Genomic DNA, 24,734 nt, shown 5'->3' with positions numbered 1-24,734 from the left:
AGGTTCGGTTATTGCGATCTGAACTGCCAGACTTGGAGTGACATTTTTTCATCAGCAGATGACGATAGGGAAAGTGATGAAGTTTCAATCAATCACTTCCCCTGTGAAACGGTACTAGCTGATGAGTTACTATGTTCATTAAAAATACTTAATGTTATTGAGGCACAAGAAAAGAGCCTGCAATCTGCTATTCGAAAGCAAGAAAAATTCAATACAGAACAGTTATTTTTGCGATTCGTCGCCTATCCTGAAATTGACAGGCATATGGCGATCTGAAAGGTCAGTGTAGTAGAGGGTAGCAAGGTCAATTCCTTGACCTCCCGGTGGTGTTTTCCAAACCAGAAGTGGCTGACCAAAGCCACTGAATGGCTATAAGGTTTATCAAGAACGGTATCATCAACACTCAATGTGCCACTTATAAGACATAAGTCTTGGGCTGCCGCCTCGAACATATCCTTTGGTTGGTAATCTTCGCGGTTTAAGAAAGCGATTAACGTTTATGATAGAGATAAGTAGTTGTTGATGGAAAGAGGGGAAGCTATAAAACTTTACCCAACCACCTCAACACCCACAAACAAACCATACCTCCGACAATGGGCCAGAATACGCTACGGCTAAAGCGAGCGATCAGTACCGTGGCAATCGCAGCAGCAATTTGGGTGATATCCCACTGAAATTCTAATGCTGGACGGCTAAATAGAATCGATGGAATACAGATTGCTGCTAAGATAGCGGGTGGCAGTAGAGCAAGAATATTTCGACTGCGTTCCAGCAGTTTTTGTGTGGAGCCGTGTAGTTCGATAAAGGAAAGCCTGACTAGGAAGGTACCTAAGCCCACAATAATAAAGAGTAACCACAGGGATAACGTATCCATCAGTTATCCTCCTGTGTTTGCGTCTTAGTTTGTTCAGACTTATTTTGTTTGAGCTTATTCGAAGATAAAGCACGGGTTAGCAGGAAGTTGGGCAATAGCAAACCTGCAATTACTCCAGTCACAACGGCAACAATAAATCCACTATTATAGGGCAGTAGCTGAAACAGTACGGCGCAAACACCAGAAACCGTAGACACTAATAACATTACCGGTCGGGTGATGGTAGCGACTAACATGGCAAGAAAGGCCAATGGGATAGTGAATTCCAGTGACCATGCGGCAGGGATACTGGCTCCCAAGGCAACACCTCCAATAACAGACAATATCCAGCTGAGCCACATAGAGGTGGCCACACCAATCAGATACCACAGGCGTTCACCGTCGGATTTTGCCATCTGATCTGGGATGGCGCAGAGGCCATAAACCTGATCGGATAGCAGATAAGCGATGGGCCAGCGTTGGTGTTTTTTCAGTGGAGCCAACAGAGGTGCAAAGGTGGCACTGTAGATAGCAAAGCGTAGATTCACTACTACAGAGGTCACCAGAATAATAACAAAGGGGGCGCCCTCCTGAATCAGCTGATAAGCGGCCAGTTGGGCAGAACCGGCAAAAAACAGCAGGGTCATGCCCATAATGGTTTCAGGGTTCATACCTAAGGCGACACCGTTGGCTCCGGCAATCAGGCCAAAGGGCAATACACCGGAGACCAGCGGCAATAGGTCACGGGTTCCTTGCCAGTATTGGGCGCGATAAGTACAAAACTGCATTCCTTTTCCCTCTATTATCCTCTACTTGCCGTGTCAGATTAATGTTCTCTGTATCAGGCAGGCTGTCTGTAGCGGTCTAATCAAGCCGCAAGTATGCAAGGCTCATACATCACGCACGTCAGCCTTACTTGAGTAATCTCGTTTGATTAAACTCTAAAGCGCCCCACCAGCTGGTGCATATTCTCCGCCAGTTGCCGGAACTGTTCGGCGCTTTGCAGCTGTTTATCCGCATCGGATGAGACCTGAACCGCAATCTGATTGATCTCATCGGCGTGCTGCGTCACGCCCTGGCAAACCGAGGTTTGCTGTTCTGTCGCTGTAGCGATCTGGTTGGTCATATCCTTGATCTGATTGACCGCCTGAGTAATGCGGTCCAGACTGCCGTTGGCTTGGTTCGCCTGGGAAACGGTGTCGTCGGCCATAGTTTGTCCTCGTTGCATAATATCCACCGCTTTTTGTGTGGTGCCTTGCAGCTCTTCAATCATCTGCTGAATCTCTTCAGTAGAGATTGAGGTCTTATGAGACAGGTTACGTACTTCGTCGGCTACTACCGCAAACCCTCGACCGTGTTCACCTGCACGGGCAGCTTCAATAGCGGCATTCAGTGCCAACAGATTGGTCTGTTCGGCAATGCCCTGAATAGTGGTCAGAATGGAGTTAATCTGCTGGGTACTGTCATTCAGTTTGTTGATCACCTGAGAGGTTTCACCCACTTCCTGTGCCAGCTGGCTGATAGAGTCGCAGGTATTTTCCACCGCTTGTTTGCCTTCTGCCGTTGCACTGTCGCTATCTTCGACGATACGAGCGGCTTGTTCGGCATTTTGGGCGATCTCGGTAGTGGCCTGTGACATCTCATTGATTGAGGTGCTGACCTGAGTAATTCGTTCCAGCTGCAGGCGTACATTGTTATTAGAGGCCTTGGCCTGCTGTGCACTGTCATCAGAGGAGAGTTTCAGTTGATTACTGAGTTGTACGACTTGTTGAATAATGCTCTGCAGATGGCTAGTAAATCCATTAAAGGACTCAGAGAGCTGACCGACCTCATCTTTAGAGTTAATGGGCATACGCAGGGTTAAATCCCCCTGACCAGACGAGATCTGGCGCAGTACATGAGTAACCCGGTTAATAGGATCGGTAATCACGCGGGAGAAGAAGGTACCCAGCAGAATGCTAAAAATCACCAAGACACTGGATACAAGAATGGAGGTCCATATCTGCTGGTTTACGGCAGAAAAAATCTGCTGTTCCGGTACCAGGGCGACAAAACGCCAGCCCAGTTCCTGGGATTGAAAGATTTGACCCAGATAACGTTCGCCATTGCGCTCTGTTTCGATCAGGCCTTTAGGGTTATTAGCGATGGTTTTATACAGCGGGTTATCCAGTTCGCTGACTTGTTTAAAGTTATTATCCGGTTGTTTCGGGTCCACCAGAATATTGCCGTTATCTTCGATTAACAGGATATGACCCTGTTCGCCGATACGGATATTTTTTACGGTTTCGGTCAGCTGTTTAACGGAGACATCCATTGCTTGCACACCGATAATCTGGCCGTTGCTATCTTTAATCGCTTTAGCGGTGGCGATATAGGTGGCGTCATCCCCTTTCCAGTAGTAAGCGTTGGTGCGCACGGTTTCGCCATTACCCGCCACGGCTTTTTTGTACCACGGACGAGAGCGCGGGTCGTAAGCACTTTTGAAGGTGCTGCCCGGCCATTCGATATAGTGGCCATCACTGCGACCAGTATAGACATAAGCCAGCCCCGGATTAGCATCGGCAAATAGGGTATAGGTCTGGAAGATTGCTTTGGCACTGCCAGTGAGAGAATCCCAACCGGTAAAACCTTCAGGGCCGTTGACAAAACTAGGGGCACCATCAACGGGCTGGGTGATCAGTGGCAGTGAGGCGAGATAGTTAATATTCTTTTTCAGATCGCCAAAAAAGATATTAAAGGCATTATCAATCTGAGTAATCTCCCGCTGGCTGGAGGCCTGGAAATCCTCAATAGCACTGTGGCGGACCTGATAAATAAAGTAAGAAGTAATGGTCGTTGCTGGAATAATAATAGTGATCGCCAGGATCAAGGCCAGCTTGGTTCTAATTGTCATAACAACCTCGGGAAGCGAATTAAAGGCGTGGTGCAACTCTTCGACAAAGCGAAATGGCTGAATTCAGGTCAAACGAATCCTATACCTGTTCCGGTGCTTAGCCTGGAAAGGTCCTCTGCAGAAGAGAAGTGCCAGGCATTAGAGGCATCGGAACAGGTTAGAAAGATGCGATTGGCTTAAATATTGATTGAGTGCTATATCGATTGAGTGCTTTCGCTAAACTTTAAAGTCCGATTGTGAACGATTAAAAAGTAGGCACTTCCCTTGCCCAAAATGAGGGTTAATCGTTAGGGATCTGACGTTCCCTAGTAGTCGATTTCCACATCCCCTTTAACAGTGGCACAACAGGACAACACATAACCTTCTGCAATTTCTTCGTCGGTGATACCACCACCATGGTCCATATCGCACTCACCAGAAGTGACTTGAACACGACAAGCGCCACAGATGCCTAAGCCACAGGCTTTGCTGATATTGACACCGGCTTGAGCGGCGGCTTCGTTCAGGTTAGTACCTACTGGTACTTGCACCTGAACACCGGCATCAGTAAAGGACACCTGAACGGTCTCTTGGTCTTGATCCAGCGCTTCTTGTTCTTCGGCCATATCCGCATGTTTTTCAGCGCGCTCCACATCCTTGACTGGTGTTTCACCAAAGGATTCTTCGTGGTAGCGATCCATGTCGTAACCGGCATCACGTAGCATATTACGCACGGCAGCCATATAAGGCTCAGGGCCACAACAGAACACTTCCCGCTCCATAAAGTCTGGCGCGATCAAACTGAGCATATGGATGTTCATATAACCACGATAACCGCCCCAGGCCTGGCCGATCTCGTTACGTTCACAGATCAGGTGCATCTGGAAATTATCAACACGGCTGGACATATATTCCAGCTCACGGGCGTAGATAATATCGTTTGGGGTACGGGCACTATGGGCAAACACCATGTCTACTTCGCTGTCGGTATCGAACCACCAGCGGGCCATCGACATTACCGGGGTGATGCCTACACCGCCAGACAGCAGTAGTACTTTGTCTGATGGGAAGTCCATACAGTTAAATTTGCCCACAGGGCCGTGCACAGCAATCTGATCACCTGATTTTAGGTTGTCATGTAGCCATTTAGAAACCAGGCCACCTTCAACCCGTTTTACGGTGATAGAGAAACTATAAGGAATCGAAGGTGAGCTGGAGATAGTGTAGGAGCGCATCACACGCTCACCATCAATTTCCAGTTCCAAGGTGACAAACTGCCCAGGCTTGAAGAAAAAGAGCACCGGCTCGCTCATACCAAAAGTAAAGGTGGTAACATCTTTAGTTTCTGCGATCACTTTGACGCAGCGTACCAGGTGTCGACCGTTGGTCCAGACCTGGGTGCTCATGGTGTCCATAAAATCGGAGGTATTAAATTCGCTCATTTTCCTCTCCTGCAGCTTGTTCACTGTCCTGAATTTATCTAGAGCAGAGCCTGTACTGCTGATTATTCTTCTGTTGATTCGGAACTTGTCAGTCGTTTTTGAGTAGCACGGTAGTACGACCTTTATAAGTGCGACAAGATTTAGTATTTCTTATTAAACTTAGTGTATTCCAAAAGCTAACCTACTCTAAATAAAGAGGGTTTATCTTTGGTTGTTGTTGATCATAGTTTGCAAACTGTAGTTCCACATTTTAGAGGCTGCATCTATTACAGCTCTATACCGGCCTGCCACTCTTTCCAGCGCATAGTCATATTGGCTCCTAAAGACAGAAATGGCTCCGGTGGCAGTTGTTTTGGCTGTTGATGGTTTAAAAACAGGCTTAACAGTTCGGATTGTCCCAATACCGCTTGCTCCGCGGCCATCATGCCAGCTAGCGTACCCTTTACTGTGCCTAAACCATTTTGGCAGCAGGCGGACCAGATTCGGGTTTCTACTTCGCCAAATGCGGGCATCGAGTTCCATGACAGGCATAAGCGACCACCCCAACGGTGTTCCATCTCAACCCCTTCCAACATGGGAAAGCGATTAGCAAAGGATTGATCCTGCAGGCGAGCCGCCCGTTTCATATTGCTGGTATTAGCTTCAATAGACTGATTCAGTGTGGCGTGGTTACGAATCACAATACGATCACCACTGCCCCTATAATCTGAGAACCGTCGTACTGTTGTCCCCATCGGATCGGCAGGCAGAATGCCCCAATCGCTGACACCGCCTAACCGTTTGATCTCATCCTGGCTTAGAGCTCGGGTCATAGAGGCGTAGGTAAATACATGCAGCAGTTGACGAGGATAGAAACCAAATGACTGGATATGCCCATTGACTGCCAGAATAATATTTTTTGCCCTGACCTGCCCCTTCGGGGTTTTAACAAGATGAACATCACCTTGGGTGATTTCAAGTGCCGGACTGTTTTCGTAGATATCTACCTGATTACTGAGTCCATTAGCTGCTTGGCGGATAAAGGCAGCAGGTTGAATCATCACTGCACCGGAGGTGTATAAGCCCAGACGATAAAAGTCACTACCAGTCCAGCTTTTCATCTCTGTCGGGCTACGCATCTCATAAGGTTCACCCAGAGCATCCAGATGTTTGCGGTAACTTTCGATATGCGCGATGCCTTTATCCGAACCCGCTGCAGTGGTTTTACCACACGGATCAAAGACCTTCGCATCCATGGCGTATTCTTGTGCCATCCCGGCAGCAAAAGCGATGGCTGCACGATTCAGGCGTATCTGTTGCAGGTCTTGTTCGTGGGCCCCGGCATAGGTTTCTGAATTCAGTTCGTGGGGCAGGTCTATCATAAAGCCACTGTTACGACCAGCAGGACCGTTGGCTAGCTGGGCCGCCCCTAACAGTACTATACGTTCATCGCCGACTAATTGTGCTAAACGGCGGGCTGCAGCCAAACCCGTAAAACCACCACCGATAATCAACCAATCTGCCTGAATATCACGTTCCAGTTCAGGATAGCCGGGTACTTGTGTTAATACCTGATTCCAGGCTGCGGGGCCCGGGTCTTTAGGTAGGCGTTTCACTGTGATTGTTTTCTTATTCATTATGTTTACCCATAGCGACCAAATCAGTGTCTTGCATCTGTTTTTTGTACACTTTTGTGTATACAGGCCAGCGTTTGGGCAAAGGCGGGCCGTGAGAGGGGCGCAAAGCGCCCTTCCCAGAGAGAATAGTGTGATTTGGTTTAAAGTGGGATGATTGGGCTTAGTCGACGCAGCCGTCCACAGCATCATCGCTCAGGTCAACCCAGATCGTTTTCAGTTCGGTGTATTGGTCATGGGCGTGAATCGAGTTGTCCCGACCACCAAAACCGGACTGTTTATAACCGCCAAATGGGGTAGTGATATCACCTTCACCGAAGCAGTTCACCGTCACAGTTCCTGCACGCACCGCTTGTGCCGCACGCAACGCTTTTTTGGCATTCGCGGTAAACACAGAAGCGGCAAGGCCGTATTCAGTATCGTTGGCTACGGCAATAGCTTCATCGTAGCTGGCGACTGTAATAACCGACAGTACAGGGCCAAAGATCTCTTCCTGAGCCAGTGGGTCGTTGTTTTTCACACCGTCAAAAACCGTTGGTTGGATAAAGATACCGTCCACGGTTTCGCCACCCAACACCACTTGGTGACCGGCAGCCTTACCTTGCTCCAGGTAACCTGAAACCTTGGCAAAGTGTCCCTGATCTATCATGGCACCCAGCTCATTGTTTGGATCCAGTGGGTTACCGGTTTTCCAATCACGGGCGTGGGCTTTAATACGCTCCAGCAGGGCATCTTTGATGCCTTCCTGTACGATCAGACGGGAACCTGCGGAACAGTTTTCACCCATATTCCAGAACGCCGCCGCACATACTTGCTCAGCCACTTTATCCAGATCTTCCGCATCATCCAGTACGATGCATGGGTTCTTACCACCCAGCTCCAGTACCACCTTCTTCAGGTTGGAATCCGCAGCATAACGCAGGAAGCGACGACCGGTTACGGTAGAGCCGGTAAAGGTCACCATATCCACGTCCATATGCAGACCCAGAGGTTCACCGACTTCAGCACCACCACCGGTAACAATATTCAGTACACCGCGCGGCAGACCCGCATCAGCGGCCAGCTCAGCAATACGCAGGGCGGTCAGGGAGGTTTGCTCGGCAGGTTTCACCACCATAGAGCAACCGGCCGCCAGAGCAGGGGCGATCTTCCACGCCAGCATCAGCAGCGGGAAGTTCCACGGTAACACGGCACCCACCACACCGATCGGCTCACGCACAACCATCGCCAGCGCATCAGGACCCACAGGCGCAGTTTGATCGTAGATCTTATCGATCGCTTCCGCGTGCCAGGTCAGAGTATGGATAAACTCTGGGATATCGATATTTTCACAATCCGCAATCGGTTTACCCGAGTCCAGGCTTTCCAGTACCGCCAGCTCACGGCTGTTGCGCTTAACCAGTTTGCACAGCTTGATCAGCACTTCTTTACGCTCACCGGGATGCAGTTTGCTCCAGCGACCATCTTCAAACGCTTCGCGTGCTTTAGAGACTGCAAAGTCCACATCTTCCGCATTACAGGCCGCAACGTTCGCCAGTACTTCGCCGGTCGCAGGATTGATGGTTTCAAAAGTATTGCCTGAAACCGAAGGACGGAAACCGCCATCGACAAAGCTCATTGCTGGCGGGTTTAGCTCAGCGGCAACAGCCTGATACTCTTCCAGGGTTAATAGATCGGACATGGCTTATTCTCCCGCTTCCTGATTGCTCTGTTGAGCAAGGGCTTCTGTTTCGCTGATACTGGCTTTAATAGACTCGATAAATTGAGATGGCGCTTCACCATTGGCTTCTGCTTCAATACCAGCAATGGTGGTTTTCAGGGTTTTAACCACCTGAGCCATGGCCCGTTTCTCATCTTTATTCAAACCACGCGGGGGTTTGCGCACCTCACCAGAGAAACGACCGTCCAGAGTAACGCCGTATTTCACGCTCTGAATAAACTTGCCACCCTGCTCCAGTACACGCATCAGCGGCATCATCGCGGACATAATGCGACGACCCTTGCGGAAGTCATTTTCAAGTACACAGGCTTTGTACAGTGCAATATGCTCTTTTGGCAGGAAGTTGGAACCGGCACAAACCCAGCTTTGAGCACCCCAAGCGAAGAATTCCAGCGCCTGATCGTCCATGCCACAGGAGACCTGGATATGAGGATAATCACGGGCCAGCATATGCAGACGGTTGATATCACCAGAGCTTTCTTTGATACCGCAGAAATTTGCGGAACGGCCAACACGGTCAAGAAATTCCTCTTCCATGTTAATGCCCATACGATCCGGGTAGTTATATAGCATGATTGGCATATCCGCTGCGCGATCAATCGCTAGTGCATGCAGGGCCAGTTCACGCTGAGTCGGCAGAGAGTAAGGTGGGGTCGCCACCAATAGTACGTCTGCACCGTGTTTAGCGCCGTCTTGCGCCAGCTTGATGGAGGCATCAGGATTGACGGAACCAGTACCAAAAATAATTTGCACTTGGCCACCCACGACTTCGCGGGCAACTTTAAGTAGCTCAACACGCTCTTCATGGCTTTCCACATAGTATTCACCTGTGGTTCCGCCAATCATCAAACCGTGAACGCCAGACTCCTTCAAGAAGTTGACATGGGCAGCGTAGGCATCGAAATCGATGGAGTAGTCTTCCCGGAAGGGTGTGATCACCGGGGTATATATCCCTTCGAACTGCATCAGTATCACCTTAGTTATCATTGTTCTTAGGACTCGGATTTTTCGTTTCATCGAATACCCGAACTTTAGTCAATGGTAACGAGGCGAGGAGATAAGCCACAATCAACCTTTTTTTCGCTTAAAACATAACGTCAGGTTATGGAAGTTTGTGGCAAAACCCGCTTTTAAAACGTTATTGTCAGAGAGTTTTTCTAAACGCTCTCAACAGAGATTCTAAGTGCGGTAAATAATGGCTCTGTATTAGCTTTGAAGAGGGGGGAGGGAAACGCAAAAGGCCTGACTCCATCGGTTTCACACCAATAAACAGTCAGGCCTTGGTAGGTCTGTAGTAATATTTTCAAGTTATCTGCTGAAACTCTAAATAGAGTACTCAGCCTGATCTATTGTCTATATGTTAGACTTTCTCGCTTTTCAGTCCCTTATAAATGCAGTAACACATTACTACGCAGAAGATAGCAAACGGGAAACCGGTTGCAATGGCTAAAGCCTGTAGGGAGCCTAAACCCCCACCGAGCAAAAGCGCAATAGCAATTAAGCCTTCAAAGGTACACCAGAACAAGCGCTGAGGCACAGGAGCATCCACTTTACCGCCAGCACAGATGGTATCCACGACCAGAGAACCAGAGTCCGATGAGGTAATAAAAAATACCAGCACCAGAATAATGCCTACCGCAGAGGTTATGGTTGTAAAAGGCAACTGGCTGAGCGTTTCGAACAGCGACAGTTCAGGTGTCCAGTTGGTAATAGTTGACTGTACGCCGCTATATCCGTTAATCATCTGATCAATCGCATTACCGCCAAAAACAGACATCCAGGCGATACAAACCGCAGTCGGTATCAATAAAACGCACAGCAAAAACTCACGTATGGTACGACCAACAGATACTCGTGCGATAAACATGCCGACAAACGGTGACCATGCAATCCACCAGGCCCAGTAGAAGGTTGTCCAGCCGTGGAAGTAATCTGTATCTTCACGACCGACCCAGTTAGATAGTGCCGGTAGTTCACGTACGTAAGAGGTCACACTATTAAAAAACAGCGAGATAATATCCGTCGTGGCACCGGCCAGCAGTACAAACATAAACAGCAGCAGTGCGATAGCCATATTGATCTCGGAGAGGACTTTTACGCCACCATCCAGCCCTCGGTAGACCGAGAATAGTGCAGCACAGGTCACGACGATAATAATCACTACCATCAGATTATTATCGGCTTCAAAACCAAATAGATAGTTCAGACCTGCCGCAGCCTGAGTGGCTCCATAGCCGAGTGAGGTTGCTAGGCCCGCCATCGTGGCAAGGGCTGAGAAAATATCAATCAAATGCCCTGGCCAGCCCCAGACTTTTTCACCCAGTATGGGATAAAACGCAGAGCGGATTGTCAGCGGCAATCCCTTGTTGTAGCAGAAGATACCCAGACCCAGAGAGACAACCGCATAGCCTGCCCAGGGGTGTAAGCCCCAGTGAAAGATTGTGCCTGCCATACCCAGGTTAATCGCTTCGGTCGCCGCCTCACCTGTTTTCACATTACCGTTGGCATCCAGTAGTCCAGATCCTCCCAATGGTGCATTCAGGGTGTGATACATGGGTTCCAGTACCCCATAAAACACTAAGCCAATCCCCATACCTGCTGCAAACAGCATCGAGAACCAGCTTAAACGGGAATACTCTGGTTTGGCTGTATGACCACCAATCTTGATCTTGCCCAGAGGCGAGACGATGAGATACAAGCAGAACAGCACAAAAATGTTCATGCTCACAGCAAATACCCAGTCAAACTGAGTGGTGAGCCATGGGCGAAGTGCACCAAAAGTTTCAGCGGCGGTTTCGTCAAATATCAAACAAAACAGTACCAGTAGTATCACGGATAATGCGGTCAGGCCAAATACAGGGTTATGGATATCAACACCTACCGGACCAATGTATTTCTGCACATTGTCCTGACCTATTGTGTAGTCGGTATCAATATAGTTGGATTTATCTACTCTCTTGTTAGTAGCCGTCATAGGTACCTCATGAAGTGCATGACTTCCTTCTTTGTAATTGTTGTTATCGTTCTGAGTGTATTTATACAGTAGAACAATGGCATCTCAATCAACCAGTTTTTAGCGGATTAAGATGAAATTTTGGAGTGTCGATATAGCCAAATCGAGTACGATCAAATGGTAACGAGGATAGGGTGAGGCGCACAATCAACCTTTTTTGTGCGCAAAACATAAGGTTTAGTTATGGTGAAGGTGATCATTTAGCGCTTTAAGCCGAATCACGTTGCAAGGTGAGCCTGTACGGGCGCAAGTAATGAAGTGTTCTACGGGTGGGGTTATCTGATTGCACATATCAACAACCGATTTGAAAATACCCTGGTGAACCCCTGTGAAGTAAACAGGTCTTTATGGATGAGCACTCCGGGGAAGTGTTCCGCCTGGTATTAGATAAACTGAAAGAAGGTCTGAAACATAAACTGGTTCTTCGACGTTGCGTGTGAATTTGATTTACGGGCTGATTATTTGCTCAGCTCGGAATCAAGGCAGATTCTGCACTGTCTCTCTGCCACGCTTCACATTCAGTTTCCGCAACTGGGCTACTCGGGCTTTCAGGCCTGCTTCCTCGCTTATGTGGATAGCTGGCTTTGCGAGGCGACGATGACGGGCAGATACATTTCAATAAATCCACACCTAACGTCGAGGAGCCAAATAGTTTTATGCCGATGGAGCTTTCACCACCGCCGTTGGCTCTTCTGCCACACTCTGCAGGAACCACTCCTTAAAGGTGTTAAAGGCCTCGTTATCTTTCTTGCCTTCAGCGTAAGTCAGGTAATGCAGTTTTTCTTTATATTGCACCTCCATATCACCCAGTCGTAACAACCAGCCCTGTTCAATCATAGGGGCCACCAGTTGATGCCAGCCCAGGCTGACCCCCTGATGGTTCAAGGTCATCTGCACCAATACGTTAAAGTCGTTGGCGTTAAAGATATGACGTTTGCCTTCTGGGCCGTTATTCAAATCAATATCAATCCCCAGACTGTTAAACCAGACGCCCCAATCCACATGTTCTGCAATCTGTGAACGACCATAGGGTGTCAGGTTAAGCAGTGTCGTATTTTGCAAACCTTCCAACGTAGCAACTTCTGGATTCTGTTTTAAAAACAGTGGCGAACATACCGGGAAGATCAGGTCGTGAAACAATGGGATCGAGTGATAACCCTCACGGGGGTCGCTGACCTTATTAATAAAGATATCAGGGTGCACACCGGGTTCCATATGCAGGAAGTTATTAGTAGTCACCACATTAACGTCAATTTCAGGGTTGGCGGCAAAAAAGCTCGGTAAACGGGCAGATAACCAAAACGCAGAAAACGCTGGGGAGCAGCAGATGGTCAGCTCCTGCTTACGTTGACTGCTGTTCTGAATACGTTGCGCGGCTTGCGCAATATTCACAAACGATAGATAGGCGGCATCATAAAAGATAGTACCGGCTTCCGTTAACTCAACGGCACGTCCCGCCCGCTTAAATAGCTCGACACCTAATGACGCTTCAAGCTCTCTAATCTGGCGACTGATTGCAGCCTGAGTTACGCATAAAGCCTCTGCTGCGCGGGTGAAGTTTTGATACTTTGCCGCTGCTACAAAAGACTTTACAGCCCGTAATGAGGGCATTTTTACCAGAATCTGGTCCGGTTCAACATGTTTAGCCATAACTTCAGGTATTCAATTCTCTGAATAAAAAGTCGCTTTTCCCATTCCCCAGCCAACAATACACTGGATTGCAAGTTCAATAAGCCCACATTCAGTGGGGAATGACTCGCAGGTCGGGCACCAACAAGCTTCATACTTATGGTGTCTGACTTAAATAGCGACACAGGGGTAGTTGGGAAGGTTCTATATTTTAAGTGTACCTCCTTAAATTACGCCAAAACAATTAAATAAAACCACAACAACAATAAACCTACCTCAGGGTAGCGTGATGGGAGCAATAAAATGACAAGCAAAGCCAAGACTCTTGAGCTGATCAATGAACGTAAACCCCGCCATGCTTTAAGCCGTGATCTCTATCGTGATGAAGAGGTGTATCAGCAGGATCTTGAGCAGATTTGGCACAAGGAGTGGATTTTTGCCGGCCATACTTTTGAGCTTGAAAAAGCCGGTGAGTATATGACGGTTCAGCTGGGTGATTACCCTGTAGTGATTGTGCGTGATAATCAAGGTGAAGTGCGTGCTTTCCATAACGCCTGTCGCCACCGCGGCTCCCGCATCTGTGCTGAGTCGAAAGGTAAAACCGCTAAGCTGGTTTGTCCTTACCACAAATGGGCCTTCGATCTGGACGGTAAGCTGATCTTTGCGGCTAATATGGGAGATCGCTTTAACAATGATGATCACGGCCTGCTGCCGGTACATTGTGAAATCGTAAACACCTACATTTATATCTGTGTGGCTGAAGAAGCGCCTGATTTTGAGCAGTTCCGTCAGGACCTGTCTCCATTTATCACTCCGCACAATCTGGAAAACTGTAAAGTCGCCCATGAGGCTAACTTGGTGGAACGCGGTAACTGGAAACTGGTCTTCGAAAACAACCGTGAGTGTTACCACTGTGACGGTAACCACCCAGAGCTGCTGAACTCCTTTGTTGAGAACCTGTCTGTAGCGGGTGTCGGCGGTGATGATGATCCAGAGCTGGTAGCACACTGGGATAAGTGTGAAGCGGCAGGTCTGCCAAGCCGTCTGGTGATGGATGAAAACGGTCAATACCGTATGACCCGTATCCCTCTGTCGGCTAAGGCGATTAGCTACACCATGACTGGTCAGCCAGCGGTTAATGGTCGTCTGGATGATACCGATGTGGAAGATATCGGTGCGCTGCTGTACTTCAACTACCCATCCACCTGGAACCATTTCCTGGGTGATCACGCGCTGAGCTTCCGTGTTTTGCCTCTAAGTTCTGGTGAGACTCTGGTAACCACCAAGTGGATTGTGCCAAAAGATGCGGTTGAAGGTGTGGATTACGATCTGGATAACCTGATTAAGGTTTGGATGGCGACGAACGATCAAGATCGTGAACTGGTTGAAGAGACTTTCCGTGGCGTAAGTTCACCTTCTTACGTACCGGGCCCTTTCTCTGATATCGCTGAGAACGGTGTATGTCAGTTTGTGGATTGGTACTGTGACACGATGAAAGCAAAACTGAGCAAATAAGAGAGTTATAAGAGGGAATAGTAAACCTCTTAAAAAAAGCTATGCGGCAAACGGCAGTTTTGACAGCCCTTTTGGGCGGTCGGATCTGCCGTTTTTTATTGCCTTTCTTTGGCTTTCATTCATTGTTTGGCTGTGCGATTTGACTGTTACTAGCAGCATGCTGGAAACGACTTTTGTTCTGCTAAATATGCAGGGACTTCACTGTTACCCCCATCCGATGTAGCAACAACGCCCTCTTATGAGGCAACTGGTAACTTCAGGTTATGACGTTGGTGCAGCCTGCTTATTCTCCGGCTTAACCATAACTCAGCGTTATGGTTTATACGGAAAATATGTCGTTGGACGGTTTTTTACAAAGCCCTTACCTTAGTAACACAACAATACTGCTGGGGCGATCAAGACGATTAGGGGTTATCAATACCCTTGGTAACTCTTTGAATAAAAAGTCTTTTTGCCAAAAAGAATATTCTGCTTGATCAGAAAATCTATGTCAGTTGAAGCGGTAATAATAAACATAATAAAACAGAGGTTTGTATGACAGATTCCAACGATATTCTGTCTATCAGAAACGTCTACAAGGTGTTCGGTGATCAGCCTGATACTGCAATGCAGATGCTTCGCGATGGTTCTACGAAAGAAGAAATTTTTGAAGAAACCGGTCAGACAGTCGGTGTTTTCGACGCTTCTTTTTCGGTAAAAAAGGGCGAAATTTTTGTCATCATGGGCCTGTCAGGCTCCGGAAAATCCACCATGGTTCGACTGCTGAACCGTCTGATTGAGCCCACTGCAGGCACAATTGAGCTGAAAGGCAAAGACATTACCGGTCTGGGTGATGCGGATCTGTTGGATGTGCGCCGCAAAGAGATGAGCATGGTGTTCCAGTCGTTTGCGTTGATGCCGCATATGAGCGTGCTGGAAAACGCCGCTTTTGGTCTGGAAATCTCAGGAGTTGATAAAGATGAGCGCAACAAGCGTGCCCAGGAAGCACTGGAGCAGGTCGGTCTGGGTGAACACAGTTCCAGCTACCCTCATCAGTTATCCGGTGGTATGCAGCAGCGTGTCGGCCTAGCCCGTGCGCTGACGAATGACCCTACTATTCTGCTGATGGATGAGGCTTTCTCGGCCCTTGATCCTCTGATCCGCTATGAAATGCAGGGCGAGCTGATTCGTCTGCAGCAGGAGCAGGAACGCACCATTATCTTTATCTCCCATGATCTGGATGAGGCCGTTCGTATTGGTGATCGTATCGCCATTATGGAAGGTGGTCGTGTCGTACAGATCGGCACCCCGGAAGAGCTGATGCGTAACCCGGCAGACGACTACGTTGAAACCTTCTTTAAAGGTGTGGACGTCAGCAAGATCCTGAAAGCCGGTGATGTGGCCTGTGCAAACAGCGGTTGTACCATTCGTATCAATGGTAGCGTTCAGTCACCCCCTACCAATGGCAGTCAGTTTGGCTATCTGCTGGATAACAGCGACAAACTGCAGGGCGTGATCTCTCTTAAAGGATTGGATGCCACTGCCAAGGCCAACCCGGAAAGTCTGTTGGCTCAGTGTATGGATTCCCACGAATCCATCAACAGTAGCGATATGTTGCAGGACGCGGTGAAGACCATTGCGAATTCCGATTATCCAATCCCTGTGATTGAAGATAACGGCACCTTTAAAGGCGTGATTACCAAAGACCTGTTACTACAGACTCTGAGCCGATAATTTCCGATTCCCTAGCGTACCTAATGTACACCGCGAAACAAAAGTATTGCTCTATTTTTTGGCCTCAGTGCTAGAAGATATGACATCTCTTGAGCCAGAGACTTTTGTTTCGCCGTTTATTAAAAGAACAATATCAGGGTGAATAACAATGTCTGAATTTAGTTTGTTAGATCCGTTCCAGTACCTCAACCTGCCACTGGGCGAATGGGTCGAAAGTATTTTGCAGTACTTGGTGCAGAACTTCCGTGGTTTTTTCCGTGCCATCCGTTGGCCGATCGATCAAGTGCTGGATATCTCTGAAGGTATTCTGCAATCCATTCCGCCACTGATCGGTATTATCTTTTCCTCCCTGTTAGGTTGGCAGCTGGCCGGTAAACGCATGGGCCTGTTCTGTGCGGTAACGCTGTTTTTCTTGGGCCTAATCGGTGTCTGGTCTGAGTCGATGACCACGCTGTCGCTGGTGCTGACCTCATTGTTTTTCTGTGTCGTACTGGGTGTACCTCTGGGTATCTTGTCGGCACGTAGTGACCGGATTGAGAAAATTGTCCGTCCGGTACTGGATGCGATGCAGACTCTGCCAGCCTTTGTTTATCTGGTACCCGTAGTGATGCTGTTTGGCATCGGTAACGTACCCGGTGTACTGGTGACTATCGTATTTGCGTTACCGCCTCTGGTGCGCCTGACCAACCTAGGTATCCGTCAGGTCCCGGCAGATAAGATCGAAGCGGCCCGAGCTTTTGGTTGTACACCTCGTCAGATGTTGTTCCGAGTCCAGCTGCCCCTGGCTACGCCGACCATCATGGCAGGTGTCAACCAAACCCTAATGCTGTCCCTGTCCATGGTGGTGATAGCCTCCATGATCTCTGTCGGTGGCCTGGGTCAGATGGTGTTACGTGGCATTGGCCGTCTGGATATGGGGCTAGCAACCGTCGGTGGTCTGGGTTTGGTACTGCTGGCGATCTTCCTGGATCGACTGACTCAAGCCATGGGCGAACGCTCCGATAGCAGCAACACCCTGCACTGGTATGAAACTGGCCCGGTTGGTTTCTTTGTCAGAACCTTTCGTGGTGCACAAGCCAAATAAAACGGCTCGTTAGCCAAGCTCTTCAAATCTCTCAAGAGAGACTCAGTAAAACAAAAATTAAACCATCGCCTGGGCCTTCTGGCCTGGGTGAGGGCTGGATACACCCTAGGTTCGCTGAAACGGTTCATTTGTATCTGTTTTCAGCGGCTAAAAATAGCTCCGTTAATAACAACAACAGGCCGTGTCACAACGGCATATGAACAAACAATGAGGTTATCCCTATGATGCACTCAAGTCTGAAACAGCTGTCTTTTACTGGAATCAAAAAATCCCTGACTAAGCTGACTGCAGCTAGCGCTATCACGCTGGCGACATTATCTACAACGGGCCTGTCGAGCACAGCTCAAGCGGCTTCAATGCCGGGTGATGGTGTTGAAGTGACGCCGATCTTCCCACCTATTGCCGAAGAGCGTTTCCGTGGTGAGATCGCGATTGCCGGTCTGGAAGCCCTGGGTTACGAAGTGGATGAACCGAAAGAAACGGAATACGCGACCATGATGCTGGCGCTGTCTTACGGCGATGCTGATTTCAGTGTGCATCTGTGGGATATCCTGCACGATAGCTTCTACCAGAAAGCTGGTGGCGACGACACCATGGTGAAAGCCGGTAATATGATTCCGGGTGTACTGCAGGGTTATCTGATCGATAAGAAAACCGCTGAAAAGCACAACATAAGATACCTGACCGATCTGCAAAAGCCAGAAATCGCTAAACTGTTTGATGCCAATGGTGACGGTAAAGCGGATCTAACTGGTTGTAATCCGGGTTGGGGCTGTGAGCTGGTGATTAACCACCATCTGGAAGCTTATGATCTGGAGAAAACCGTTGAGCATAACCAGGGCTCTTACTTCGCACTGATGGCCGATACCATCACCCGTTATAACGAAGGTCAGCCTGTACTGTACTTCACTTGGGTGCCTCAGTGGATTGCTGGTGTATTGGTTGAAGATAAAGACGTTGTATGGCTGGAAGTACCTCACACCGACCTGCCCGATGGCAACAATGACGTAAATACCAGCTTCAAGGGCAAGAACCTGGGCTTTGCGGTTGATCAGGTGAAATCTGTAATGAACAAAGATTTTGCGGAAGAGAATCCAGCGGCGGCTAAGCTGCTATCTCTTGTACAGATTACAGCCGGTGACGAAAGTGCTCAGAACCTGAAGATGCAGAATGGCGAAAAATCTATCACGGATATTAAGCGTCATGCCAAAGAGTGGATTTCTGCCCATCAGGCTAAATTTGATGGTTGGTTAGAGCAGGCTCGCGCCGCGGCTAAGTAAGTTGTTACAAGTAAAGCGCCTGCAACCATGAAATAAGGCACCTGCAGGTGCCTTATTTGCCCTAAGGCGATTTTTATTTACTGCACCTTGTCCTTTTGGAACTGAGAAATGTCCCTGTTTAACTTTATTAAGACGCTGAATTACGGCGATATTCCTGAGCATACCCGTTATCTGGTGAATATCTCTTTATTGGATATCCTGGGTGTGATGGCCGGTGCACGTGATAGCGAAACCAGCTGCAATATCCGCAATTATGCCGCTCAGTATTATCCGGCGTTGGAAGGCATGAATACCCGGCTGATGTTTGATGGTCGTCCGGTCAATCCTTTAGGTGCGGCCTGGGCGGGTGGTTTCACTGCAGACAGCCTGGATGCTCACGAAGGTCACTTCACTTCAAAAGGTCATGCCGGCGCAACGGTCGTGCCAGCATTGTTTGCTCTGGCCGATGCCTGTCGTGATCAGGGCCGTGAGATCAGCGGTGAAGAGTTTTTAACGGCGCTGGCGATCGGTTATGAAACAGGTCTGCGTGCCGGTGTTGCGCTGATGGATACCGCTGCGGAATACCACGCTTCCGGTGCCTTCTCTGGCTTAGGTGTGGTATGTGCGGCAGCTCGTCTACTGGATCTGGATGAAGAAACCTTCCTGCATGCGCTGGGTATTGCGGAATACTTTGGACCCCGCTGTCCTATGATGCGTCTGGTGGACTTCCCTTCCATGCTGCGTGATGCCCACGGTGCCGGTGGCTATGCTGGTGTTAATGCGGTGTTTATGGCCCAGTGTGGTATTACCGGTGCCCCGGCCGAAACGGTGCAGCAAGATAAGATCAATTACTGCTGGAATGATCTGGGCAAACGCTGGGAGATTGATGCCCAATACTTTAAGCCTTGGCCTGTATGTCGCTGGGCACAGCCGTCATTGACTGCCGCAACCGCGATGATGTCACAGCACCCTGAGATCAATGGCGGCAATGTTGAGCATGTTCGTGTTGAAACCTTCCATGAATCCATGCGTCTACAAGGCCACTTCCCAGCCAATGCCGATGAAGCCCAGTACGGTTTAGCGTTCCCATTAGCTGCTCTGATCAGCCGTGGTCAGGTGGGGCCAGAGGAAGTGACCGGTGATGCGATTCGCGCCGAGGATATCCTGCAAGTTAGCCGCCTGATTGAGATCGTTGAAGCCGATGATCTATCTGAACGTTTCCCGGAAGAGATTCTGTCCCGTGTCACCATTCAACTGAAAGATGGCCAAACGCTGACCAGCCCGATTACCCAGGCTAAAGGTGATCCCGCGACGGCGATGACCGAGCAGGAGTTCCTTGACAAATTCCGTCTGCTGGCGGGTGTCAGTTTTAGTGCGCAGCAACAGGATCAGATCATTAGCGTTGTACAGAACCTGCCTTCAGCAGAGCAGTGTAGCGAGCTATTTGATCTGGTGATGCAAGCTTAACCCAGCCAGTTAATACCCGTTGAAGACAAGCTCTTAAGACATAAATGAACCGATAAAAAACAAATAACCATTTTTGAACCGCTTTAAATGCTATATCCATCGAGTGAAGAGAGCTAAGAGGATACATCTATGCTGTCTGGATCGATTTCACTCAAAGAAGACGCTCAAAACAATAAAAGCAAACATAGGAGTTAACGTATGAATAGCGCAGCTAACAGAGGTGTGGTGTACAAAGGTGCCGGTAAGGTCGAGGTCGAATCGATTGCTTACCCGGAACTGGCACTGGGTAATCGTAAATGTGATCACGGAGTCATTCTGAAGGTACTGACTACTAATATTTGTGGCAGTGACCAGCATATGGTACGCGGCCGTACCACTGCACCGGAGGGTTTGGTACTGGGTCATGAGATTACGGGTATTATTCTGGAAAAAGGCAGTGATGTAGAGTTTTTAGAGGTCGGTGATATTGTCTCCGTACCTTTTAATATCGCCTGTGGCCGTTGCCGTAATTGTAAAGCGGGTATGACCGGTATCTGTCTGAACGTAAACCCAGCGCGTCCCGGTGCTGCTTATGGCTACGTGGATATGGGCGGTTGGGTTGGTGGTCAGGCCGAGTATGTCATGGTGCCTTATGCTGACTTTAACCTGTTGAGATTCCCGGATGCGGATCAGGCAAAAGAGAAAATTCAGGATCTGACGCTGTTATCAGATATCTTCCCAACGGGCTTCCACGGCTGTGTGACTGCAGGTGTCGGGCCGGGTTCTACCGTGTATATCGCCGGTGCTGGCCCGGTTGGTCTGGCAGCAGCGGTATCCGCTCAACTGTTGGGCGCGGCCTGTGTCATCGTTGGCGATATGATTGAGGATCGTCTGGAGCAAGCTCGTAGCTTTGGCTGTGAAACCATCGACCTACGTGAAGAAGGCGATATGGAAGATAAGCTGGAAGTGATTCTGGGCGAGCGTGAAGTGGATTGCTTTGTCGATTGTGTGGGCTTTGAGGCGCACGGTTGTGGCTGTGATCACCACACGGAAGCACCCGCGACCGTATTGAACTCCGCGATGCAGATCACCCGTGCCGGTGGTCAGATCGGTATTCCCGGTCTGTATGTGACAGAAGATCCGGGTGCGGCAGATGAAGCGGCACAGGTTGGCGCACTAAGCATGCGTTTTGGTCTGGGTTGGGCTAAGTCTCACTCGTTCCATACCGGTCAGTGCCCTGTGATGAAGTACCACCGTAATCTGATGCAGGCGATCCTGTTTGATAAGGTGAAGATTGCTGATGCGGTCAATGTACAGATGATCAGTCTGGATAATGCACCGCAGGGTTATGCGGACTTTGACGGCGGTGCCGCCAAGAAGTTTGTCATTGATCCTCACGGTGAAGTGTCCTGATCGCTTTTTCAGGGATCTTTTCTAATAGATAGGATAGGTAGGCTCTTATGCTTAGCATAAGAGCCTATTTGCAGAGTACCGATGCTTAAGATTCAAAAGCCTTGATCAAATGAGATATCGATAAAGCGATGAATAATAAAAACGGGCCCATAGAACCCTCTGATGGCATTGCGACTCGCCCGATTCAGGTGTCTATTGCACTGGTGCCTGGCTTCGCTTTGACCTCGTTTTCGTTAGCGATCGAGGCGCTGAGTGTCGCTAATGAGTTAAGCGGTCAGGAGTTGTACCGCTATTCAATTTGTTCTCCCGATAAAGAGCTGAATCAACCTGTCACCAGCTCCAATGGTGTACCTGTTAGCATCACGGCTAGTATGGCCGATAGTCAGAGCTGCGATATTCTCCTGCTGTGCAGCTATCGCAATGCGGCTAACTATAACAACCGATCCCTCAACCATTGGCTCAAACGTATCCATCAACATAAGGGTTATATCGCCGCATTAAGTGGCAGCGCCTTTATTTTGGCGCAAGCAGGTCTGTTAAAGCATCGATCCTGTACTCTGGTGCCTGAGTATCAAGCCACCTTTGCTGAGCTCTATCCTGATATCCCTATTCAGGAAAACCTGTTTACAGTATCGGATCATGTGCTCACTAGTGCCGGAGGTACGGCAACTCTGGATATGTTGCTGTATCTGATTGGCTTGGATCATGGACGGGACTTTGCCTGGCGGGTTGCACAGCAATTTATGCAGGATCAGGTTCGCAGTTCAGAAGCGATGCAAAGTACGCGACAGCGTATCAGCCTGCGTATTAAGTCTCCCTGTTTAGGTGCCGCAGTTGAGTTGATGGAAAAACATATCGCCGTGCCCTATTCCATCAAAACTCTAGCCAACCAGATCGGTACAACGCCACGAAATTTAGAGATGGTGTTCCGCAAGTTCGCCGACACCACTCCCGGTCGTTATTACCTTCAGTTGCGTCTGCAACATGCTCATAAAATGCTTGAAGAGACTTGCCTGAGTATCGCCAATATCGCTCAAGCCACGGGTTTTAATTCCCAGAGCCATTTCAGTCAGTGCTTCCGAGATTTTTATCACAAACGCCCCTCAGAAGTCCGCCAGCGATAAATCGCTAGATAATTACTTTTGCCGTCTTATTTCACAATTTTAAGCTGACTTTTGGTGTAGTTGACGTTTTTCTATGCACCAAAAAAGAGCGTCAAGCTCCCTCATTCTAACTTCTAAATTGTCATCGTGAAATTTATCGTTTTGACGATAGTGTTCTTCGCTTTTGTGATATAGCACCTGCATTATTTTCGCGAAACTGAGCCTGTCCACTAACGCAGTACTAATACCCAACAAACAACGAACACCAACAATAAAAAACACCGAAGCAAGAGCGGGTTAACCAAACACTTAGATGACAGGATATATCGTTACTGATGATGGCCTGCAGTGTATCAATCGTTTTTGTCTTGGTGGATATATGACAGGTCTATACAAATGATTAGCACCCAAACAGAAGCTACAAATGAAAATAAAGCCAGCCCGGTTCAAGATAATCCTACAATCGCCTTTAATACCGCTTTAAGTGATGCCCGTTTACATCGCAAAGCGACCTCGTTTACAGAGGTGCCGGTGATCGATGTGGCATCACTGATTGATGGCAGTGACCCAAGCAGTGTAGCGAAAGAGCTGGCTAACGTTTGTGAAAATATCGGTTTCCTTTACATTAAAAATCACGGTGTTGATAAACAGCTAATCCAAGATGTTTATAGCCAGGCAGAAGCTTTTTTCTCTCTGCCCCAAGCAGAAAAAGAGCAGCTGAATATCGTTAACTCGGGTCAAACATTGAGGGGTTATATTCCGCTCTACGGTGAAAATGTTGATCCGAAAAACACCCGCGACTTTAAAGAATGTTTTGACTTCGCCAAAGATGAAAAAGAGGTCTCACCTTTCTTTGGCCCTAACCTGATGCCTGAGCAACTGGAAGGCTTCCGGGAAACCATGGAGCGTTATCACAGCGAGATGATGAACCTAGCTCATAAGTTGATCAGTGGTATCGCGTTAAGCTTGGGGTTACCAGCAGACTACTTTGAAAGCCTGCAGCAAAAGCCCATTACTATTCAGCGTTTGTTGCACTATCCACCGCAGCAGGGCGAGATCAATCAGGAAGAGATTGGTATTGGTGCCCATACCGATTACGGTTTTCTGACTATTCTGTCTCAGGATCAGAACGGTGGTTTACAGGTACAGAATCTAGAAGGAGAGTGGGTTGAAGCGCCACCGATTGAAGATACCTTTATCGTTAATATCGGTGATCTGGTACAGACCTTCACTAATGATCGTTATATATCAACGATGCACCGTGTTGTGAATACCAGTGGTAAACAGCGTTACTCCGTGCCTTTCTTTATGGACCTGGATTTTGATGCTGTGGTGAGTGTTGTACCGACCTGCCAGAGTGAAGAAAACCCGGCTAAATACCAGAGCTATACCTGCGGTCAGCATAAGTACAAGCGTTTTGTGGATAGCTATGTGCATTTGACGAATTGATTGATGCTATAACCACTTTATCCTCGTTCTGGGCGTGTATATAGGAGCGGTTTTCAGCAATAGCTCTCTAACTACTCGGATTCTCAGGGTCTGATATTAGGCTGTTGCTGGAAAATCTGCTCTTACACAACGATAGGTAGCTTTCTTTGGACTGGACTCTGCCATCTTTAATATGGATGTAGACATCTAACTTTTTATTTCTGACTATGCTCCTTGGCCAGTCAATCATATCTTCTTTTCCTGCCAATTTTGAGGCTCTGGAAGCACCAGTTTTCTTGACGATCCATCTCCACTCCAGCATCTTGTCACATGTTGAGAGTTTCTTATTCATGTAGGACTCTTCATACATATAAGTCAATTGGGTAGTGATGTTGGCTCGCTTAATCAGGCTAGCACTAGCACTGCCTTTGGTTGTTATGGTTTGCAGGTATTAGCTCCCTCTGTTCATCGGATGGTCATCAAACTGGAAAAGAAGGCGCTGATACAACGAATTCCGATAAAACCAAGAAGTATAGAGGTTCGGTTATTGCGATCTGAACTGCCAGACTTGGAGTGACATTTTTTCATCAGCAGATGACGATAGGGAAAGTGATGAAGTTTCAATCAATCA

19 protein-coding genes and 1 pseudogene are annotated in these 24,734 nt (G+C 48.4%); 9 read left to right on the top strand and 11 right to left on the bottom strand.

Annotated elements, in window-relative coordinates:
- The coding region (locus H579_RS0117110) for a hypothetical protein (protein ID WP_028301703.1) at nucleotides 1-276 on the top strand (276 nt) is incomplete at its 5' end.
- On the opposite strand, the pseudogene H579_RS30135 reads toward H579_RS0117110, so the two are convergent.
- From H579_RS30135 to H579_RS0117060, 10 genes and pseudogenes are all read right to left on the bottom strand, one after another.
- A pseudogene (locus tag H579_RS30135) lies at nucleotides 229-485 on the bottom strand (IS701 family transposase); the annotation flags it as partial. The gene H579_RS0117110 and the pseudogene H579_RS30135 sit on opposite strands and share 48 nt — an antisense overlap.
- A gap of 53 nt (nucleotides 486-538) precedes the next feature.
- Entirely contained in the window at nucleotides 539-874 is a 336-nt protein-coding gene (locus H579_RS0117105; protein ID WP_028301702.1) for an AzlD domain-containing protein, read from the bottom strand.
- Complete coding sequence (locus H579_RS0117100; protein WP_028301701.1) at nucleotides 874-1,641, bottom strand: AzlC family ABC transporter permease; 768 nt, start codon at nucleotides 1,639-1,641, stop codon at nucleotides 874-876. The genes H579_RS0117105 and H579_RS0117100 overlap by 1 nt, the downstream gene beginning before the upstream one ends.
- A 146-nt stretch (nucleotides 1,642-1,787) precedes the next feature.
- Complete coding sequence (locus tag H579_RS0117095) at nucleotides 1,788-3,746, bottom strand: HAMP domain-containing methyl-accepting chemotaxis protein (RefSeq protein ID WP_028301700.1); 1,959 nt, start codon at nucleotides 3,744-3,746, stop codon at nucleotides 1,788-1,790.
- Nucleotides 3,747-4,051: 305 nt separating this feature from the next.
- Nucleotides 4,052-5,167, bottom strand: coding sequence for an FAD-binding oxidoreductase (locus H579_RS0117090; protein ID WP_028301699.1), 1,116 nt, complete (start codon nucleotides 5,165-5,167; stop codon nucleotides 4,052-4,054).
- A 266-nt stretch (nucleotides 5,168-5,433) separates the two neighbouring features.
- Complete coding sequence (locus H579_RS0117085) at nucleotides 5,434-6,783, bottom strand: NAD(P)/FAD-dependent oxidoreductase (RefSeq protein ID WP_036566544.1); 1,350 nt, start codon at nucleotides 6,781-6,783, stop codon at nucleotides 5,434-5,436.
- 160 nt (nucleotides 6,784-6,943) lie between these two features.
- Nucleotides 6,944-8,461 (bottom strand): aldehyde dehydrogenase, encoded by a 1,518-nt coding sequence (locus H579_RS0117080; protein ID WP_028301697.1) that lies wholly within the window; start codon nucleotides 8,459-8,461, stop codon nucleotides 6,944-6,946.
- 3 nt (nucleotides 8,462-8,464) lie between these two features.
- Nucleotides 8,465-9,466 carry a dihydrodipicolinate synthase family protein gene (locus tag H579_RS26195; RefSeq protein ID WP_036566541.1) on the bottom strand — a complete coding sequence of 334 codons (1,002 nt, stop codon included), beginning with the start codon at nucleotides 9,464-9,466 and terminating at the stop codon, nucleotides 8,465-8,467.
- A 394-nt stretch (nucleotides 9,467-9,860) separates the two neighbouring features.
- On the bottom strand, nucleotides 9,861-11,474 hold the full coding sequence (locus tag H579_RS0117070) for a BCCT family transporter (RefSeq protein WP_028301696.1): 1,614 nt from the start codon (nucleotides 11,472-11,474) through the stop codon (nucleotides 9,861-9,863).
- A 693-nt stretch (nucleotides 11,475-12,167) separates the two neighbouring features.
- Nucleotides 12,168-13,163, bottom strand: a complete 996-nt coding sequence (locus tag H579_RS0117060; protein ID WP_028301695.1) for a LysR family transcriptional regulator — start codon at nucleotides 13,161-13,163, stop codon at nucleotides 12,168-12,170.
- 282 nt (nucleotides 13,164-13,445) lie between these two features.
- On the opposite strand from H579_RS0117060, the gene H579_RS0117055 reads away from it, so the two are divergent.
- The 8 genes from H579_RS0117055 (at nucleotide 13,446) to H579_RS0117015 (ending at nucleotide 24,124) form a co-directional block, all read left to right on the top strand.
- On the top strand, nucleotides 13,446-14,657 hold the full coding sequence (locus H579_RS0117055; protein WP_028301694.1) for an aromatic ring-hydroxylating oxygenase subunit alpha: 1,212 nt from the start codon (nucleotides 13,446-13,448) through the stop codon (nucleotides 14,655-14,657).
- 534 nt (nucleotides 14,658-15,191) lie between these two features.
- Entirely contained in the window at nucleotides 15,192-16,370 is a 1,179-nt protein-coding gene (proV, locus tag H579_RS0117050; protein WP_028301693.1) for a glycine betaine/L-proline ABC transporter ATP-binding protein ProV, read from the top strand.
- 148 nt (nucleotides 16,371-16,518) lie between these two features.
- Nucleotides 16,519-17,454, top strand: a complete 936-nt coding sequence (proW, locus tag H579_RS0117045; protein ID WP_028301692.1) for a glycine betaine/L-proline ABC transporter permease ProW — start codon at nucleotides 16,519-16,521, stop codon at nucleotides 17,452-17,454.
- Between the two features lie 221 nt (nucleotides 17,455-17,675).
- Complete coding sequence (gene proX, locus H579_RS0117040) at nucleotides 17,676-18,734, top strand: glycine betaine/L-proline ABC transporter substrate-binding protein ProX (RefSeq protein ID WP_051227783.1); 1,059 nt, start codon at nucleotides 17,676-17,678, stop codon at nucleotides 18,732-18,734.
- Nucleotides 18,735-18,842: 108 nt separating this feature from the next.
- Complete coding sequence (locus tag H579_RS0117035) at nucleotides 18,843-20,180, top strand: MmgE/PrpD family protein (RefSeq protein WP_028301690.1); 1,338 nt, start codon at nucleotides 18,843-18,845, stop codon at nucleotides 20,178-20,180.
- A gap of 198 nt (nucleotides 20,181-20,378) precedes the next feature.
- Nucleotides 20,379-21,572, top strand: coding sequence for a formaldehyde dehydrogenase, glutathione-independent (gene fdhA / locus H579_RS0117030; RefSeq protein WP_028301689.1), 1,194 nt, complete (start codon nucleotides 20,379-20,381; stop codon nucleotides 21,570-21,572).
- Nucleotides 21,573-21,700: 128 nt separating this feature from the next.
- On the top strand, nucleotides 21,701-22,696 hold the full coding sequence (locus H579_RS0117025; protein ID WP_051227781.1) for a GlxA family transcriptional regulator: 996 nt from the start codon (nucleotides 21,701-21,703) through the stop codon (nucleotides 22,694-22,696).
- Nucleotides 22,697-23,071: 375 nt separating this feature from the next.
- Nucleotides 23,072-24,124 (top strand): isopenicillin N synthase family dioxygenase, encoded by a 1,053-nt coding sequence (locus H579_RS0117015; RefSeq protein ID WP_084624195.1) that lies wholly within the window; start codon nucleotides 23,072-23,074, stop codon nucleotides 24,122-24,124.
- A 67-nt stretch (nucleotides 24,125-24,191) separates the two neighbouring features.
- Here the strand turns inward: H579_RS0117015 and H579_RS26190 are convergent, their stop codons facing one another.
- Nucleotides 24,192-24,455, bottom strand: coding sequence for a DUF2188 domain-containing protein (locus H579_RS26190; protein WP_036566539.1), 264 nt, complete (start codon nucleotides 24,453-24,455; stop codon nucleotides 24,192-24,194).
- Nucleotides 24,456-24,734 lie beyond the last annotated feature (279 nt).

The sequence above is a fragment of the Oceanospirillum beijerinckii DSM 7166 genome (assembly GCF_000422425.1).
Taxonomy (GTDB): domain Bacteria; phylum Pseudomonadota; class Gammaproteobacteria; order Pseudomonadales; family Halomonadaceae; genus Oceanospirillum; species Oceanospirillum beijerinckii.
Note: the sequence above shows the minus strand (reverse complement) of the source record. Positions and strands in the feature narration are given on the sequence as shown.